The sequence below is a fragment of the Kitasatospora sp. NPDC028961 genome, assembly GCF_055564815.1.
Map to the genome: position 1 here is coordinate 491027 of NZ_JBVHVO010000001.1, position 13665 is coordinate 504691.

Annotated in this window: 14 protein-coding genes; 6 read left to right on the forward strand and 8 right to left on the reverse strand. The window is 75.6% G+C overall.

Annotation, left to right across the window (positions count from 1 at the left end; all coding sequences use genetic code 11):
* The first annotated feature begins 63 nt into the window (after positions 1 to 63).
* Positions 64 to 540, forward strand: a complete 477-nt coding sequence (locus ACZ4UX_RS02115) for an NUDIX domain-containing protein (protein WP_396485912.1) — start codon at positions 64 to 66, stop codon at positions 538 to 540.
* A gap of 42 nt (positions 541 to 582) precedes the next feature.
* Here ACZ4UX_RS02115 and ACZ4UX_RS02120 read toward each other — a convergent pair whose 3' ends face one another.
* The 3 genes from ACZ4UX_RS02120 to ACZ4UX_RS02130 all read right to left on the reverse strand — a co-directional run bounded on the left by ACZ4UX_RS02120 (position 583) and on the right by ACZ4UX_RS02130 (position 2682).
* Complete coding sequence (locus ACZ4UX_RS02120; RefSeq protein ID WP_329488464.1) at positions 583 to 1332, reverse strand: Clp protease N-terminal domain-containing protein; 750 nt, start codon at positions 1330 to 1332, stop codon at positions 583 to 585.
* 79 nt (positions 1333 to 1411) lie between these two features.
* The gene (locus ACZ4UX_RS02125) at positions 1412 to 2119 is read right to left on the reverse strand and encodes a class I SAM-dependent DNA methyltransferase (RefSeq protein WP_465704990.1); all 708 of its coding nucleotides are present in this window, start codon (positions 2117 to 2119) and stop codon (positions 1412 to 1414) included.
* 116 nt (positions 2120 to 2235) lie between these two features.
* Complete coding sequence (locus ACZ4UX_RS02130; protein WP_352291011.1) at positions 2236 to 2682, reverse strand: GNAT family N-acetyltransferase; 447 nt, start codon at positions 2680 to 2682, stop codon at positions 2236 to 2238.
* A 47-nt stretch (positions 2683 to 2729) separates the two neighbouring features.
* Here ACZ4UX_RS02130 and ACZ4UX_RS02135 point away from each other — a divergent pair, with 47 nt between their 5' ends.
* Complete coding sequence (locus ACZ4UX_RS02135; protein ID WP_329488461.1) at positions 2730 to 3302, forward strand: GNAT family N-acetyltransferase; 573 nt, start codon at positions 2730 to 2732, stop codon at positions 3300 to 3302.
* Positions 3303 to 3336: 34 nt separating this feature from the next.
* Here ACZ4UX_RS02135 and ACZ4UX_RS02140 read toward each other — a convergent pair whose 3' ends face one another.
* The 3 genes from ACZ4UX_RS02140 to ACZ4UX_RS02150 all read right to left on the reverse strand — a co-directional run bounded on the left by ACZ4UX_RS02140 (position 3337) and on the right by ACZ4UX_RS02150 (position 5950).
* Positions 3337 to 4092, reverse strand: a complete 756-nt coding sequence (locus ACZ4UX_RS02140) for a tyrosine-protein phosphatase (protein ID WP_465704993.1) — start codon at positions 4090 to 4092, stop codon at positions 3337 to 3339.
* 186 nt (positions 4093 to 4278) lie between these two features.
* Positions 4279 to 4995: a VC0807 family protein gene (locus tag ACZ4UX_RS02145; RefSeq protein WP_465704995.1), complete on the reverse strand. Its 717-nt coding sequence runs from the start codon at positions 4993 to 4995 to the stop codon at positions 4279 to 4281.
* Positions 4996 to 5155: 160 nt separating this feature from the next.
* A complete protein-coding gene (locus tag ACZ4UX_RS02150; protein ID WP_465704997.1) occupies positions 5156 to 5950 on the reverse strand; it encodes a hypothetical protein in 795 nt (264 codons plus the stop codon).
* 608 nt (positions 5951 to 6558) lie between these two features.
* Between ACZ4UX_RS02150 and ACZ4UX_RS02155 the strand changes: the two genes are divergently transcribed.
* The 4 genes from ACZ4UX_RS02155 to ACZ4UX_RS02170 all read left to right on the forward strand — a co-directional run bounded on the left by ACZ4UX_RS02155 (position 6559) and on the right by ACZ4UX_RS02170 (position 12125).
* Positions 6559 to 7359: an RNA polymerase sigma factor gene (locus tag ACZ4UX_RS02155; protein ID WP_465705401.1), complete on the forward strand. Its 801-nt coding sequence runs from the start codon at positions 6559 to 6561 to the stop codon at positions 7357 to 7359.
* On the forward strand, positions 7356 to 8453 hold the full coding sequence (locus ACZ4UX_RS02160; protein ID WP_465704999.1) for a hypothetical protein: 1098 nt from the start codon (positions 7356 to 7358) through the stop codon (positions 8451 to 8453). The genes ACZ4UX_RS02155 and ACZ4UX_RS02160 overlap by 4 nt, the downstream gene beginning before the upstream one ends.
* 586 nt (positions 8454 to 9039) lie before the next feature.
* On the forward strand, positions 9040 to 10611 hold the full coding sequence (locus ACZ4UX_RS02165; protein ID WP_465705000.1) for a protein kinase domain-containing protein: 1572 nt from the start codon (positions 9040 to 9042) through the stop codon (positions 10609 to 10611).
* 137 nt (positions 10612 to 10748) lie between these two features.
* The gene (locus tag ACZ4UX_RS02170) at positions 10749 to 12125 is read left to right on the forward strand and encodes an FAD-dependent oxidoreductase (protein WP_465705002.1); all 1377 of its coding nucleotides are present in this window, start codon (positions 10749 to 10751) and stop codon (positions 12123 to 12125) included.
* A gap of 39 nt (positions 12126 to 12164) precedes the next feature.
* Here ACZ4UX_RS02170 and ACZ4UX_RS02175 read toward each other — a convergent pair whose 3' ends face one another.
* Complete coding sequence (locus ACZ4UX_RS02175) at positions 12165 to 13337, reverse strand: methyltransferase domain-containing protein (RefSeq protein WP_465705004.1); 1173 nt, start codon at positions 13335 to 13337, stop codon at positions 12165 to 12167.
* A gap of 3 nt (positions 13338 to 13340) precedes the next feature.
* On the reverse strand, positions 13341 to 13502 hold the full coding sequence (locus ACZ4UX_RS02180) for a hypothetical protein (protein ID WP_329488453.1): 162 nt from the start codon (positions 13500 to 13502) through the stop codon (positions 13341 to 13343).
* Between the last annotated feature and the right edge of the window lie 163 nt (positions 13503 to 13665).

A 13665-nucleotide genomic window follows, 5' to 3' on the forward strand; every position in this document is an offset into this window, starting at 1 on the left:
TGGTGGCAGAGTGGGGCGCAGTGATCCCCGCGCCGTAGGAGGCCCGCTGTGTCGGCTGAGCCCTTGAAGTCCCGCGAAGAGTGGCTGGCATCGCTGCCGCGGATCTACGCGGCCGCCGGCTGCGTGCTGCGGGACGAGTCCGGCCGGATCCTGATCGTGAAGGCCGGGTACCGGGAGCACTGGCAGTTCCCGGGTGGCACGATCGACCGCGGCGAGGGTCCGGTCGCGTGCGCCGAGCGGGAGCTGACCGAGGAGACCGGGCTGGTCCGCCCGGCCGGCGAGCTGCTCGTCATCTCCTGGACCCACCCCTCCGACGAACTCGACCACCCGGCCGAGCACTTCCTGTTCGACTTCGGCACCGTCCCGGACGGCACCCCCGTGACCGTCCCGGCCGGTGAACTGGACGACCACCGTTGGGCGACCGATCAGGAGGCGCTCGAACTCCTCGGTCCGGCCCGTTCGTTGCGCCTTCGGGCGGCGATGGAGGCGGCTGCCGACGGGCGGGTGCGGATCATCTCCACGCCCATCTCCGGCTTCTGAGCGGTCGGGGGCCCCGGCGGGCCGGAGCCCCCGACGGGCGGGTCACTCCGGCGAGCCGGTGGTCGCCGCGATGAGGGCCGTGACGGCCTCCGAGGTGAAGTTCTCGACCTCGGCCTTGTCCACGCCGAGGTCGGCCAGCGGTCCGGTGCCGTCGGCCTGCTCCAGCAGCGCCAGCAGGATGTGCTCCGTGCCGACGTAGTTGTGGCCCAGCTTGAGCGCCTCCCGGAAGGTCAGCTCCAGCACCTTCTTGCCCTCGGTGTCGTAGGGGATGAGCCCGGGCACCTCCTCGACGGCGGCCGGCAGGGCGGCGGTGGAGGCCTCCCGGACGGCTGCCGGGGTGACGCCCTGGGCGGCCAGCGCCTTGACCGCCAGGCCCTCCGGCTCGACCAGCAGGCCGAGCAGCAGGTGCACGGTGCCGATCTCGGCGTTGCCCGCCGTCCGGGCCTCCTCCTGGGAGGCCATCACGACGTGCCGGGCCCGGGGGGTGAAGCGGCTGAAGCCCTGGCTCGGGTCGAGGTCCGAGGGCGCGCCCGGGTCCTTGGGGACGAACCGCTTCTGGGCGGCCTGCTTGCTGACGCCCATGCTGCGGCCGATGTCGGTCCAGGACGCGCCGGAGCGGCGGGCCTGGTCGACGAAGTGGCCGATGAGGTGGTCGGCCAGCTCACCGAGGGCGTCGGCGGCGATGACCGCGTCGGAGAGCTGGTCCAGCGCGTCGGAGTGGACCTTCTTGATCGCGTCGATCAGGTCGTCGAGGCGCATCGGCGTGGTCTTGGGAACAACGGGATTCTCCATGCGTCAACCGTAGGTTGTCGACCCGAAGGTCGTCAACCATCGGTTGACGATTGGGCGAGTTGGCCCCGACCGGCCCCGCTCAGCCGGACTTCTCCCAGACGTACGCGGCCGAGACCGGGTGGCTGCGGTACTTCTCCCACTTGGGCTTCAGGGCGATCCACGCGTCGTCGACCACCGCCTCGGCCATCTCGGCCAGCTGCCAGCCGGCCGCCAGTCCGGCGCTCAGGTGCTCGGAGACCAGGTGGACGTGGGTGGTGATGGCGACGTCGGCACCGGCGGCGCTCGTGAAGTGGGTCGGCATGCCGGCCGCCATGATGAAGTACGGGTGCAGGCCGACCAGGACGCAGCGCCCGCCCGGGCGGGCCAGCCGGAAGGCCTCCCGGTAGAGCGGGCCGAGGTCGGCCAGGTGCTCGTCGATCAGCGAGGAGATCACCAGGTCGTAGCCGCCGCCGGGCAGTCCGGTGGCGGCGACGTCGGCCTCGGTCAGGGTGTCGTGGACGGCCTTGCCCTTGGCGACCGCCAGCATCTCGGGGGTGAGGTCCACGCCGTCCAGGACCAGGCCGTCGGCGGCCTTCCCGCGCAGCCAGGCGCCGGTGCGGCCGGTGCCGCAGCCGAGGTCGGCCGCGCGGGTCACCGCCGCCCAGTCGGGGGTCGCGAGCCGCTCCAGCACCGCGAGGTCCATGGCGTCCTCGACCGTTCTCTCGTACGTCTCCACCCACTGGGCGTAGCCCGTACGGACGTCCACGGTCGGGTAGTTGCGGGTGTCGAAGTCGGAGAAGCGCACCATGGCGCGAGTATCTCCGCCCGGGGCGAACGACCGCGAACGATTTACCGCACCCGGCCCGCGCGCACCCCCCCACCCGCGGCCCGCCCGCCCCGTGCGCCCCCGCCCGCCCCGCGTGTTCAGAGGGACAGCTTGAACCCGTCGTGGCTGCGCGCGAAGCCGAGCGAGGCGTAGAAGCGGTGCGCCTCGGTGCGGCGCTTGTGGCTGGTGAGCTGGACCAGCGTGCAGCCGCGCCCGCGCGCCCGCTCGACGGCCCGGGTCAGCAGGTCCCGCCCGAGGCCGCCGCCCCGGCGGTCCGCGCGCACCCGGACGGCCTCGATCAGGGCGCGCTCCTCGCCGCGGCGGCCGAGACCGGGGATGTAGGTGAGCTGGAGGCAGCCGAGCACCGTCCCGTCGCCCTCGTCGAGCACCAGCAACTCGTTGCGGGCGTCCGTGTCCACCGCGGCGAACGCGCGGGCGTAGGCTTCGTCGACCTGCACGGTGGCGGGGTCGGTCACCCCGTCCTCGTCGGTGAGCAGCGCGATGACGGCGGGCAGGTCCTGGCGGGTCGCGGTTCGGAGGATCACGCCCGGAGTCTGCCAGACCGGGCGGCGGCGACGACCCTGGGAGGGGCATGCGCATAGTCACGCTTCCGGAGACCGCCGTGCCGGACGAACTCAAGCTCCAGGTGGCTGGGTTGCAGGAGCAGGCCTGGCCAGGGCCGCCGGCGCCGTCCACCGCTCCGGTGCACGACCCGGCGCTGCGCCCGGTGTCGATGCTGCTGCTGGACGGCGGCCGGGTGGTCGCGGCGCTCGACGTGCTCTCCAAGCGGCTGGAGCACGCCGGGCGGACGTACGCGGCGTGCGGGCTGAGCGCCGTGGTCACCGACCGGGTGGAGCGCGGTCGCGGGTACGGGCGCCGGCTGGTCGCGGCCGCCCGCGCCCTCGTCGAGGAGGGCGGCGCGGACCTCGGGCTCTTCACCTGCGACCGGGTGCTCCGGCACTTCTACGAAGGGGCCGGCTGGGAGTTGCTGCCGGGCGCGGTGCTGGTCGGCGGGACGCCCGAACTGCCGTTCCCCAGCGACCGGGAGGGCTTCGACAAGGTGACCATGGCGGGCTTCTTCACGGAGCGCGCCCGCCGGCACCGGGCGGATTTCCCGGGCAGCCGGATCGCCCTCCACCCGGGTGAGATCGACCGGCTCTGGTAGCGGAGCGGACGTAGCGGGCGTAGCTGGCGTAGCGTCAGATCGTGTGGTCGGGGCGGGAGTCCAGCAGGCGGGAGCGGACGGCGGCGAGGTCCGCCGGGTCGACGCCGGCGGCCAGCAGGTAGCCGGCCGGGTCGAAGCCGTCCAGGGCGGCGTGGAGGGCGGCCTCGGCGGTGGTGCCGGCCTCGGCGAGCACCGTGTCGATCCGGCGGTACTGGTCCGGCAGGCCGAGCATGCCGTACAGCGGGCGGACGTTGGCCGCGCTGAGCAGGTAGTCGGCGACGATCTCGGACGGCTCGACGCCCGCGAGGGCGAGCAGCAGCAGGGCGGCGAGGCCGGTGCGGTCACGGCCGGCGCCGCAGTGCACGACCAGCCCGCCGGGCCGGGCGCCCGCCACGGTGGCGACCAGTTCGGCGGCGGCGCGCGGGCAGTGGTCGAGGTAGGGGCGGAGGGCGAGCGGGGTGCCGTCCAGTCGTCCGTACCGCTCCCACCAGGCGGGGCCGGCGAGTTCGTCCAGTGGGACGCGGACCAGCTGGACGTCCTCGGGGAGCGGGAGGAGCGGGCGGTACTCCTCGATGTTGCGCAGGTCGACGACGGTGCGTATGCCGTGGTCGAGCAGGGTGTCCCAGCCCTCGGCGGTGAGGCGGTCGAGGTTGTCGGCCCGGACGATCGCGCGGTGGACGGTGCGGGTGCCGTCGCCGGTGCGCAGGCCGCCGAGGTCGCGGACGTTGAGGCAACCGTCCCAGTCGAGCGTGCGGTCCTCGGTGGTGGTCAGCGCGTGCGTCCGGCTCATCAGGATCCCCGTTCCTCGCCGGGGGCCCGTTACCCCCTCGTTATATGGACTCCGGAGCCGTCCCGATGGTTCCTCTGCTGTGCGGCAGGCCGTCGGGGGCGGGCGGGGTGGAGCGGGTCGGGCGGGTGGTGCGGGTGCGGTGGATCAGGTGGGTCAACGTGCTTGTGGTGCGCGGCGGTTGGTGGTTCAGAGGCCGGTCGGCTCGGCGGCCTCGGTGCGGACCAGCTTCTCCATCGGGTCGGCGGCACGGTGGCCGAGCACCGAGCCGGCCGCGATCGCGCCGATCAGGAAGGCGGTGGACAGCCAGGCCATGGTCGAGACCGGCAGGGTGAAGGCGCCGACCACCCGGGCCACGCACTCGGTCAGCAGGGCGGTGCCCCAGATGCCGGAGAAGAGCCGCTCGTAGCGGCGGAAGGAGCGCGAGCGGGCCGCCCGGCCGTCGGCCAGCCGCTGCCAGGCGGCGGAACGGGCCCGGTCGCCCTTGGTCAGGAAGGGCATCAGCATCGGGGACATCATCGGCCGGCCGAGGAAGACGGAGACCAGGATCGCCAGTGCGAGGGAGCCGCTGAGCGCGCCGTCCTTGGCGAGCATCAGCCGCGCGTCGCCGGTCACGGTGGTGAGCGCCAGACCGATCACGTTCACGCCGAGCATCATCGAGGCCCACAGGTTGACCTTCCGCTCGCGGACCAGGCCGACGACCGTCCGGACGGCCGGGACGGCGCCGCTCCAGGCGAGGGCGGCGAACTGGCTCATCCCGAACGCGGAGTGCAGCAGGTAGTAGCCGGCCAGCGGGGTCACGACGTCCAGCGCGAGCGGGCGGAGCGTGGCGACCAGCGGGTTCGGGGCCTTGGCGGCGGCGGTCCCGGTGGTGGCGGCGGCGGCGGTGGTGGCGGTCTGGCTCATGGTGGGCTCTCCCCTGACTGGTGCTCGGCCTGCGGGCCGGTGCCCGCGTCGTGCCTCCAGTCTCCCGAGCCGACCCTGCGTCAGAGCAGTGTCGTCCGTTGCGGGATCCGCATGACAGTTGTCACGACGCGCACCATGACAGCGCCGTTGACCTGCGCGTTCAGCCGGTGGTCTGGTCGATGTGCCAGAGCGGTCGGCCGAGCGTGTCCACGCAGCGCACCGCGCGGAAGCGCTCGTTCCCGACGGAGAGGAACCCGCGGGCGACGCCCTGGAGGACGGTCCGCGCGACCGCGTCCGCCCCGGTCCGCGCGCCGGTCGGGACGAGCTCCTTGTCGACCAGCTCGGCGCGCTGGATCCGCGCCACCGAGGCGGCCGGCAGGACGGCGTTGACCTGGTCGAGCCCGGCGGTGTCCAGATAGGTCTCGCCGGTGCCGTCGCGGTCCCGCTCGGCCCGGCGCCGCAGCTCGGACAGGCCGTAGTGGTCGACGGCGGCGATCGAGTCGTCCAGCGCGACCCGCCGGCGCGGTCCCGGCCGCACCTCCCACCAGACGTCCTCGCCGACCGGCAGCACCTCGCCGATCCGGGCCCGCCAGGTCTCGATGCCGTAGACGGCGCGCGGGTCGGGGCGCGGGCCGGGGAAGGCGGCGACGGCCCAGTCCGTCCTGCGGACCAGACTGAGGTCGAAGGTGTAGCGCACCGGGCCGCCGGCGGCCTCCCCGTACCGGTCGTGCTCGTACCGGTCGTGCTCGTGCCGGTCGGGCCGCTCATACCGATCGCTCTGCTCGTGCCGGTCGCTCCAGCCGCTCGGGCCGTGCTCGACCAGGCCGAGCAGGGCCCCGTGGGTCCCGTCGGGGAGGCTGAACGTCCGGCGCCACCCGCGTAGGCCCAGGGCGCGCAGCGCGGGCGCGAGGTGCTCGCGCAGGCCCTTCGCGTAGAGCTCGGGGGCGGTCGTCATCGCGTTCGCGTCCCTCGTGGGGTTCGTGACCGGGGCGCGGGTGGCACCCCACGGGTCGTGGTGGTGGGCTCCGGCAGCGGTGGCCGTCGGCGTTCCGGGCGGGGCACGGCGCGTTCCGGGCGGGGCACGGCGCGCGGCGGGGGGCGGGTGTGGGCGCAGGCGGGCCCGCCCCGGCCGGCACGGATCCGGCCGGGGCGTGGCAGGGGCGGGCGGTCGCGGCGGGGTCGGTCCGGGACCGCCGTGCCCACCTCCCACGGTCGCAGGCGGGCCCCGGCCGCTCCGCGGGCGAAGGGCAGCGACCGGCGGGCCTTTGGCCCCGGCGCCCTGCGCCCTTGGTCGGCACGGCCCTAACCGGGCTCCTACCCGGCTCGTCCCGGTCCCGCTCCGTTTCGACCGGTCCCGCTCCGTTCCGACTGGCCCGGCGGAATCCCGAGCGCGCCTGCGGCGCGCCGGCCCGCCTCGGTCGGCGCGCGGTCCGGGCGCCCCCGCTCCGGGCGCACCGGGGGCCAGGGGGCGTGGGCGGCCACCCCGCGAGCGGGGGCCGTGGAGGCGCGTGGCCGCGTCCAGGAGCCCCCGGAGGGTCGGGCGCGCGGCGCACATGGCGCATGATGTGGCGGGTGCAGAGTGCAGAGCGCCCCGGAGCGGGCACCGACAACCCCGTCGGCCGGTCCGGTCCGGCGGCACGGACGTCCGGCCCACCACCGCCCCCGTCCGGGGGTGCGGCCCCGGCACCGGTCGACCTGTCGGAGGCCGTCCGGGCGGCCCAGGCCGGTGACGAGGAGGCGTTCCGCCTGCTGTTCCGGAGCGTCCAGCCGGGACTGCTCCGCTACCTCCGGGTACTGGTCGGCGGCCGGCCCGAGGACGTCCAGGACGCCGAGGACATCGCCTCCGAAGCCTGGCTGCAGATCGCCCGGGACCTGGGCGGCTTCTCCGGCGACGGCGACGGCTTCCGGGGCTGGGCCGCCACCATCGCCCGCAACCGCGCGCTGGACCACCTGCGCGCCCGCCGTCGCCGCCCGGTCGCCGACCTGCCGTTCGAGTACCTGGCCGAGCTGGCCGCCGGGGACGACACGGCCGGGTCGGCGCTGGCCGCCGTCGGCACGGCGGACGCGCTGGCCCTGATCTCCCGGCTGCCGCGCGACCAGGCCGAGGCCGTCCTGCTGCGGGTGGTGATGGAGCTGGACGCGGAGAGCGCCGCCCGGGTGCTCGGCAAGAAGTCCGGCAGCGTCCGGATGGCGGCGCACCGGGGGCTGCGCCGGCTCGCCAAGCTGCTGGATCAGCCCTTCGCACCGGGGTCGGGGATCCCGGCGCAGCAGGCCGTGCCGAGGGACGCCGGACCGGCCGGAAGAGAAATTCCTCCGCAGGGTGTGACAGAACGCCGGGCCGCGACGCTGAAGGACATGAGATGAGCACCAACCGATCCCGCCGGATCGACCAGGACACGGCCGAGCACCTGCTCGGCGGTGCCGTGGGCGGACCGTCGGCCGGGCGGGACGCCTCCCTCACCGGAGCGGACGCCGGCCCCGGGCGCACCGAGCCCCACCTGCCCGAGGACGGGCCGGCCGGGCAGGTGGCCCGCGTGCTGGCCGCCGCCGCCGCTCCGGCGACGGCGGGCGAACTCGCAGGGGAGGAGGCGGCCCTGGCCGCGTTCCGGGAGGCCCGTCTCGCGCCCGCCCCCGCCGTACCCGCTGTAACCGCACCCGTCCGGAGACGATCGATGGCAACCGCCGCGCTGGCCAGGGCCTTCAGTACGAAGGCCGTCGCCGTCGTGCTCGGCGCCACCGCGCTCGGCGGGGTGGCGGTCGCGGCCGGCACCGGCAATCTGCCGTCCCCGCTCGGTGGGTCCGGTGAGCTCCGGCGCGGGCTGCCGGCCCCCTTCACCGCCACCTCCGCCCCGGGGGCCGGTCAGGGCGCGCCGGACGCCGGCCCGTCCGCGCGCCGGCCCACCGGTGCGCCGTCCGGCGCGGCCTCGGCGGGCGGTGCGTCGTCCGTCCCCGGTCCGCCCACCGGGCCGGCGACGCCGTCCCCGGGCGCGCCGTCCTCGCCCCCGGCGTCCGCGGACGCCAGGGGCCCGCAGGCCAGGGCCGCGCTGGTGGCCCTCTGCCAGGGCTACACCGACCGTGCCGGCAAGGGCGAGCGCCCGCGCCTGCTGGTCGCGGACACCCAGTTCGGCGCGCTGGTCGCGGCGGCCGGCGGTCCGGACAAGGTGGCGGAGTACTGCGGGGACGTCCTGCGGCACAAGGACGACGACGGGCAGGGCGCCACGTCGCCGACCCGCCCGGCGACCGGCACCGGCAGCGGTACCGGCAACGGCGGCAACGGCGATGGCGGCGCCAAGAAGGACGACGGGAAGAAGGACGACGGCAAGAAGGACGACGACGGGAAGAGCGGCTCCGGCGGCAAGGGCGCGGTCCCGCTGCCGACCGCCCTGCCGACGCTCCCGGGCGTCGTGCCGAAGCCCGACCGCTCCGGCCCGCTCGCCGACCCCTCCTCCCGGAGGTAACCCCCCAGAACTCCGGATGGGCGGCGGGCGAACACCCCCCGGGCCCGCCGCTCATCCGGATCGCACCACCCGCTCCACCGCAGGACCGCTCCACAGCTCGACCGCTTGACCGCTCCACCGCACGACCGCTCCACCCTCACCACCCGAAGACTCCGGGTGGCCGGTCGGCCCCCCGTGCCCGCCGTCCACCCGGCCGGCCCCGGCCGGACCGGACGGCGCACCCCGGACGCGCCGCCGGCCCGGTCAGGGCCGAAACCCCGCCGGCCCGCCCGACCCGCATCGGGCGGGCCGCACCGGCCCACCAGGCCCCGCCGGCCCCGGTCGCGACCGGCACCCGGCACCCGGTACGGCCCACGAGCCGGCGGCCGGGGAACCGCTGCCCGGTTCCCCGGCCGCCACCTTTCCCGGACGGCCCGCCTTCTCCCGGCGGTCCGTCCGGTCTGTTCGGTCTGTTCGGTCTGTTCGGTCCGTCCGTCCGGTCCGTCCGGTCGGTCCCGTGCGGCGGCCCCGGGCGCCCGCGGCCTCCGGGCCGGGCCGGTGCGGCGGACCACGGGGGGCGGTCGGCGTCGGCGGCTATCGTGCACTCGTGCACGAGGCGGTCCGTGGCCGCGGGCAGGGCACGCGAGGGGAGCGGTTCCAGGTGATCGGACGGGCGCTGAACGGGCGTTACGAACTCGTCGAGATACTCGGCGTCGGCGGGATGGCCACCGTCTGGCGGGGCGTGGACCACGTGCTGGGCCGTCAGGTGGCCGTCAAGGTCCTCAACGGCGGCCTCGCCGACGACCCGCGCTTCGCCGAGCGGTTCAGCCGCGAGGCGCAGCACGCGGCGATGCTGGTGCACCCGCGGATCGTCATGGTCTTCGACTCCGGCGTGGACCAGGGCTCGCCCTACATCGTCATGGAGCTGGTGCACGGCCTCTCGCTGGCCACCCTGCTCGCCCAGCAGCCCGGGCTCCCGGTGGAACGGGCGGTCGGCATCGCGGCGGCGGTCTGCGAGGCGCTGGAGGTCGCGCACGGCGCGGGCCTGGTGCACCGGGACATCAAGCCCGGCAACATCATGATCACCAACGACGGCGGGGTGAAGGTCGTCGACTTCGGCATCGCCCGGGCCGGGTCGTCCAGCAACCTCACCCAGGCGGCGATGGTGCTCGGCACGGCCGCCTACCTGTCGCCCGAGCAGGCCACCGCCGCCGAGCTGGACGGGCGCACCGACCTGTACGCGGTCGGCTGCGTGCTGACCGAGATGCTCACCGGCGCACCGCCGTTCACCGCCGAGACGCCGGTGGCGATCGCGTTCAAGCACGTCACCGAGCAGCCGCTGCCGCCGTCCGCGCGGCGGGCCGGGGTGCCGCCGGCACTGGACGCGGCGGTGCTGCGGCTGCTCGCCAAGAACCCGGCCGACCGGCCCGGCACCGGCGCGGCCGCGCGCGCCGAACTGCTGGCGACGATTCCGGGGCTGGCCTTCTCGGACCCGACCAGTGAGCTGCTCGCCACCGGTGCGGCCGGTCAGGCCACCCAGTTGCTGCCGCCGGTCCCGTTCCGGCCCGCGCCCGCCGCGACCTCGGTGATGGCGCCCGTGCCGGCGATGCCCCCCGTGCCGGACGGCGAGGGACCCGTCCGGGAGAGCCGCCGCAAGCCGCTGCTGTTCGGCGCGCTGGGCCTGGTGGGGGTCGCGGGCGCCGCGATGCTCGCGATCACCGCCTTCGACGACCCGGCCACGCCCACCGCCGCGCCGCCACCCAAGCCGACCCGGTCGGTCTCGGCCGCCGCGACGCCCACGCCGACCACGGCCGCGCCCACCACCCCGACGGCGCTCCCGACCCCGTCGGCCACGCCCACCGTCGCCCCCACCCCGCCGCGCGGTCAGGCCCCGGCCGTCCAGCTCAACGCCCTTCGCGGGGCGGTGGCGCAGACCCAGATGACCAAGGAGCGCGACCGCCAGCTCGAGCTGCTGCACACCCTCGACGGCGCCGCCGCCCGCCTCAACCAGGGCAAGGAGGAGGACGCCGCACAGGAGCTGAAGAACGCCCAGCGGACCGTCCGGGACCTCGCCAAGAAGCACGCGATCGACGCCCAGACGGCCCAGAACTGGAACACCCGCCTCAGCACGCTGATCACCGCCCTCAACGGCTCCGACGAGCGCGACCAGGACGACTGACACGGCGGCCGGGGCCGTGCCCGGTCCGTCGCTCCGGACCCCCTCCCCGTCCGCGACGGGGCCACCGGCTCCCGGCTCCCGGTCCAAGATCGCCCAGCGGTAGGCTCGTTTCGCAACACGACGCGAAGGGGAGCTCAGTGGCGCGGGTTGCAGTGATCGGTGGAGGCATCAGCGGGCTGGGGACGGCGCTGATGCTGGGTCGGCGGGGTCACACGGTCACCTTGTACGAACAGGACGCGCGGGAGGCCGGCGCGGACCTGGAGCAGGACTTCTTCGGGTGGGGCAGGCCGCGGGTCCCGCAGGCCGTCCAGCCGCACTCGCTGCTCGCACCGGTGCGCACCGTGCTGCGGGCCGAGGCGCCCGACGTCTACGAGGACCTGTTGGCACGCGGGGCCCGGGAGTTCCACGATTTCGACTGGTTCGACGAGCACCCGCCGCACCGGGACGGTGACGAGGACCTGGTGACCCTGCGCACCCGCCGGATCGTGCTGGAGGCCGCCCTGACCGCGGCCGTGCGGCGGGAGGCCACCGTGGAGGTGCGGCGGGGGAGCCGGGTGAGCGGCCTCGCCGTCGGGGAGGGGCGGCCCGTCCGGGTCACCGGCGTGCGGGTCGGCGCGGAGACCTTCGGGGCGGACCTCGTCGTCGATGCGGCCGGCCGGCGCTCGCCGGTGCCCGCCTGGCTGGGGGAGGCGGGCTGCCGGCCGCCGGTGGTCGAGAGCCACCGCACCGGGATCGCCTACCTGTGCCGCTGGTACCGCCTGCGGGCGGACGGCCCGCGCGACCCGGGGCGGGGGGTGAAGACCGGCTCGGCCGCGTCGTTCGCGCTGGCCGGGGTCTTCCCCTCCGACAACGACACCTTCGCGGTGAACCTGCTGCTCTCCACGGCGGATCCGACCCGGGGCGCGCTCACCGACCCCGAGGTGTTCGAGGCCGTGGCGCGCCGCTTCCCCGCCTGCGCCGCCTGGCTCGACCTGGACGCCGAGCCGCAGTCGGCCGTGCTGGCGATGGCCGGCCTGGACAACCGCTGGACGGCGCTCGCCGACGCGGAGGGACCGGTCGTCACGGGTCTGGTCAACGCGGGGGACAGCCTCATCCACACCAACCCCACCTCGGGCCACGGGGTGTCCCTGGGCCTGCGTGCCGCCCAGTACCTCGCCGGACACGTCGACGAGGTCGTCGCGGACCCCGCCGGCTACCACGCGTGGACGGGGGAGGCCCTCCGCCCGTGGTTCGACGCGCAGGTGGCGTCCGACCGCGCCAACGAGCAGCGGCTCGCCGAGAGCGCGCCGCCCCCGGAGCGGCGGGCGGCGGCCGTGGCCACCTGCGCCTTCGAGGACCCGGTCGTCATGCGGGCCCGCGCCAAGGTGCGGCACCTGGTGGCGCGACCGGACGAGGCCTACGCCACCGAGGAGGTGGACCGCCACGTCACCGCCTGGCTGGCCGCCCACCCCGACTTCGAGCCGGAACACGACGGCCCGACCCGCGACCAGTGGGACGCGCTCATAGCGGGCTGAGCGCGGGGCCGGGCGCCCCCTACGGCTGCCGGTCGGGGGTCACGGACTGACCGGCACCGGGTTGTCCGGCGCGTCCAGCCACACGGTGTGGCCGGACGGGGTCACCGTGAGCCCGAAGCGATCGAAGCCCGGTCGGCCCTGGTCGCGCCACCACTGCCAGGCCGCTGCCACCTCGTCCCAAAGCCGCCGGGGCCCGGACTGCACGACCTCGTACGCGGCGCGGCCGGGCTCCCAGTCGGCGGTCGCCCACGAGGTGACGGCGGTGTCGTGCAGCCACAGCGTGTACGTGCCGTCGTCGTAGCGCTCGGTCAGCGGGAACACCCCGGGCAGTTGGACGCCGACGGCGAACATCTCCAGCCACCCGCCGATCGCCTCGGGGGACAGGCCGGTGGTGGACGCGGTGCCGTCCGCGGGCCACGGGCCGGAGAGGTAGGCCAGGCTGTCCGGCCGGGCGCTCCGCTGCCGGCGCAGCCGCATGAAGGCCGACGAGCCGACGAACCGGCCGCTCGCCGTGCCGTCGTCGGCGGCGGTGAGGCGGACGAGCGCCTCACCGCCGTACTCCGGCCCCCACGGCGCGACGATCACCGCGCCGGGCCGGGCCTGTGCCACCCACGGGTACGGCACCCGGCCGACCGAGCAGGTGGCGATCACCCGGTCGTACGGCGCCGCCTCCGGGTGGCCCTCGGCGCCGTCACCGACGACGAGGCGCGGGGTGTACCCGGCGCGGGCGAGGCGGCGTTCGGCGTCGGCCGCGCTGGCCCGGTCCACCTCGACGCTGACGACGTTCCCGGAGCCGACCCGGTGGGCCAGCAGGGCGGCGTTCCACCCGGTGCCGGTGCCGATCTCCAGGATCCGGTGGCCGTCCTCGACGTCCAGGGCGGCGAGCATCGAGAAGACCATGGTGGGCATGGAGTTGGACGACGTGGGCATGGTGCCCACGTCGTCCCCGGTGTGCTCGCCGTCGTCCCACTGGGTGGTGAGCGGCACGTCCGAGTGGACGGCCTCCCACCAGGCCGCCGGGTCGGTGGCCCGGTGGACGGCCTGACCCTGGCGGACGCCGTCGGCCCGACCGGGCCAGATCGTGTCCGGGACGAAGAGGTGACGGGGAACGGCGTCGTACGACGCCAGCCAGTCCGTGGTGAGCGACCCGTTCGCGATGAGCGCGGAGGCCGGCCGGGCCCGACCGGCCTCCGCTTCGTGCTTCCCGCTCACCGGCTACTTACCGTCCGCCGGGCCCTTGCCGTCCGAGGAGTTGCCCCCTTCGGACGACCCGCCGCCGCCGTGCTTGTTGCCGCTGTTGGAGTCGTCCTGCTGACCGCCGCCCTTGCCGTCACCGGTCCCGCCGCCGTGCTTGCCGTCGAACGTGGGAATGGCCACCTGCTGCCCCTCCGTCGTCACCCCGGGCCGGGGGAGTCCCCGACCCGGCCTGCGTCTTGTTCGCCTCCGTCCCTGTGTGACCGGGACGGAGGCGAACAAGGGGCGTCAATGATCGACGCCAACGACAAGCACGCTAAGTGCACGAAAGCCTCTGGTGGGTGGG

Coding starts and splice junctions, on each gene's coding strand:
- ACZ4UX_RS02135 (WP_329488461.1), top strand. CDS start 2,730: ATGCGCATAGTCACGCTTCCGGAGACCGCCGTGCCGGACGAACTCAAG.
- ACZ4UX_RS02125 (WP_465704990.1), bottom strand. CDS start 2,119: ATGGTGCGCTTCTCCGACTTCGACACCCGCAACTACCCGACCGTGGAC.
- ACZ4UX_RS02145 (WP_465704995.1), bottom strand. CDS start 4,995: ATGAGCCAGACCGCCACCACCGCCGCCGCCGCCACCACCGGGACCGCC.
- ACZ4UX_RS02140 (WP_465704993.1), bottom strand. CDS start 4,092: ATGAGCCGGACGCACGCGCTGACCACCACCGAGGACCGCACGCTCGAC.
- ACZ4UX_RS02120 (WP_329488464.1), bottom strand. CDS start 1,332: ATGGAGAATCCCGTTGTTCCCAAGACCACGCCGATGCGCCTCGACGAC.
- ACZ4UX_RS02150 (WP_465704997.1), bottom strand. CDS start 5,950: ATGACGACCGCCCCCGAGCTCTACGCGAAGGGCCTGCGCGAGCACCTC.
- ACZ4UX_RS02155 (WP_465705401.1), top strand. CDS start 6,559: ATGTGGCGGGTGCAGAGTGCAGAGCGCCCCGGAGCGGGCACCGACAAC.
- ACZ4UX_RS02160 (WP_465704999.1), top strand. CDS start 7,356: ATGAGCACCAACCGATCCCGCCGGATCGACCAGGACACGGCCGAGCAC.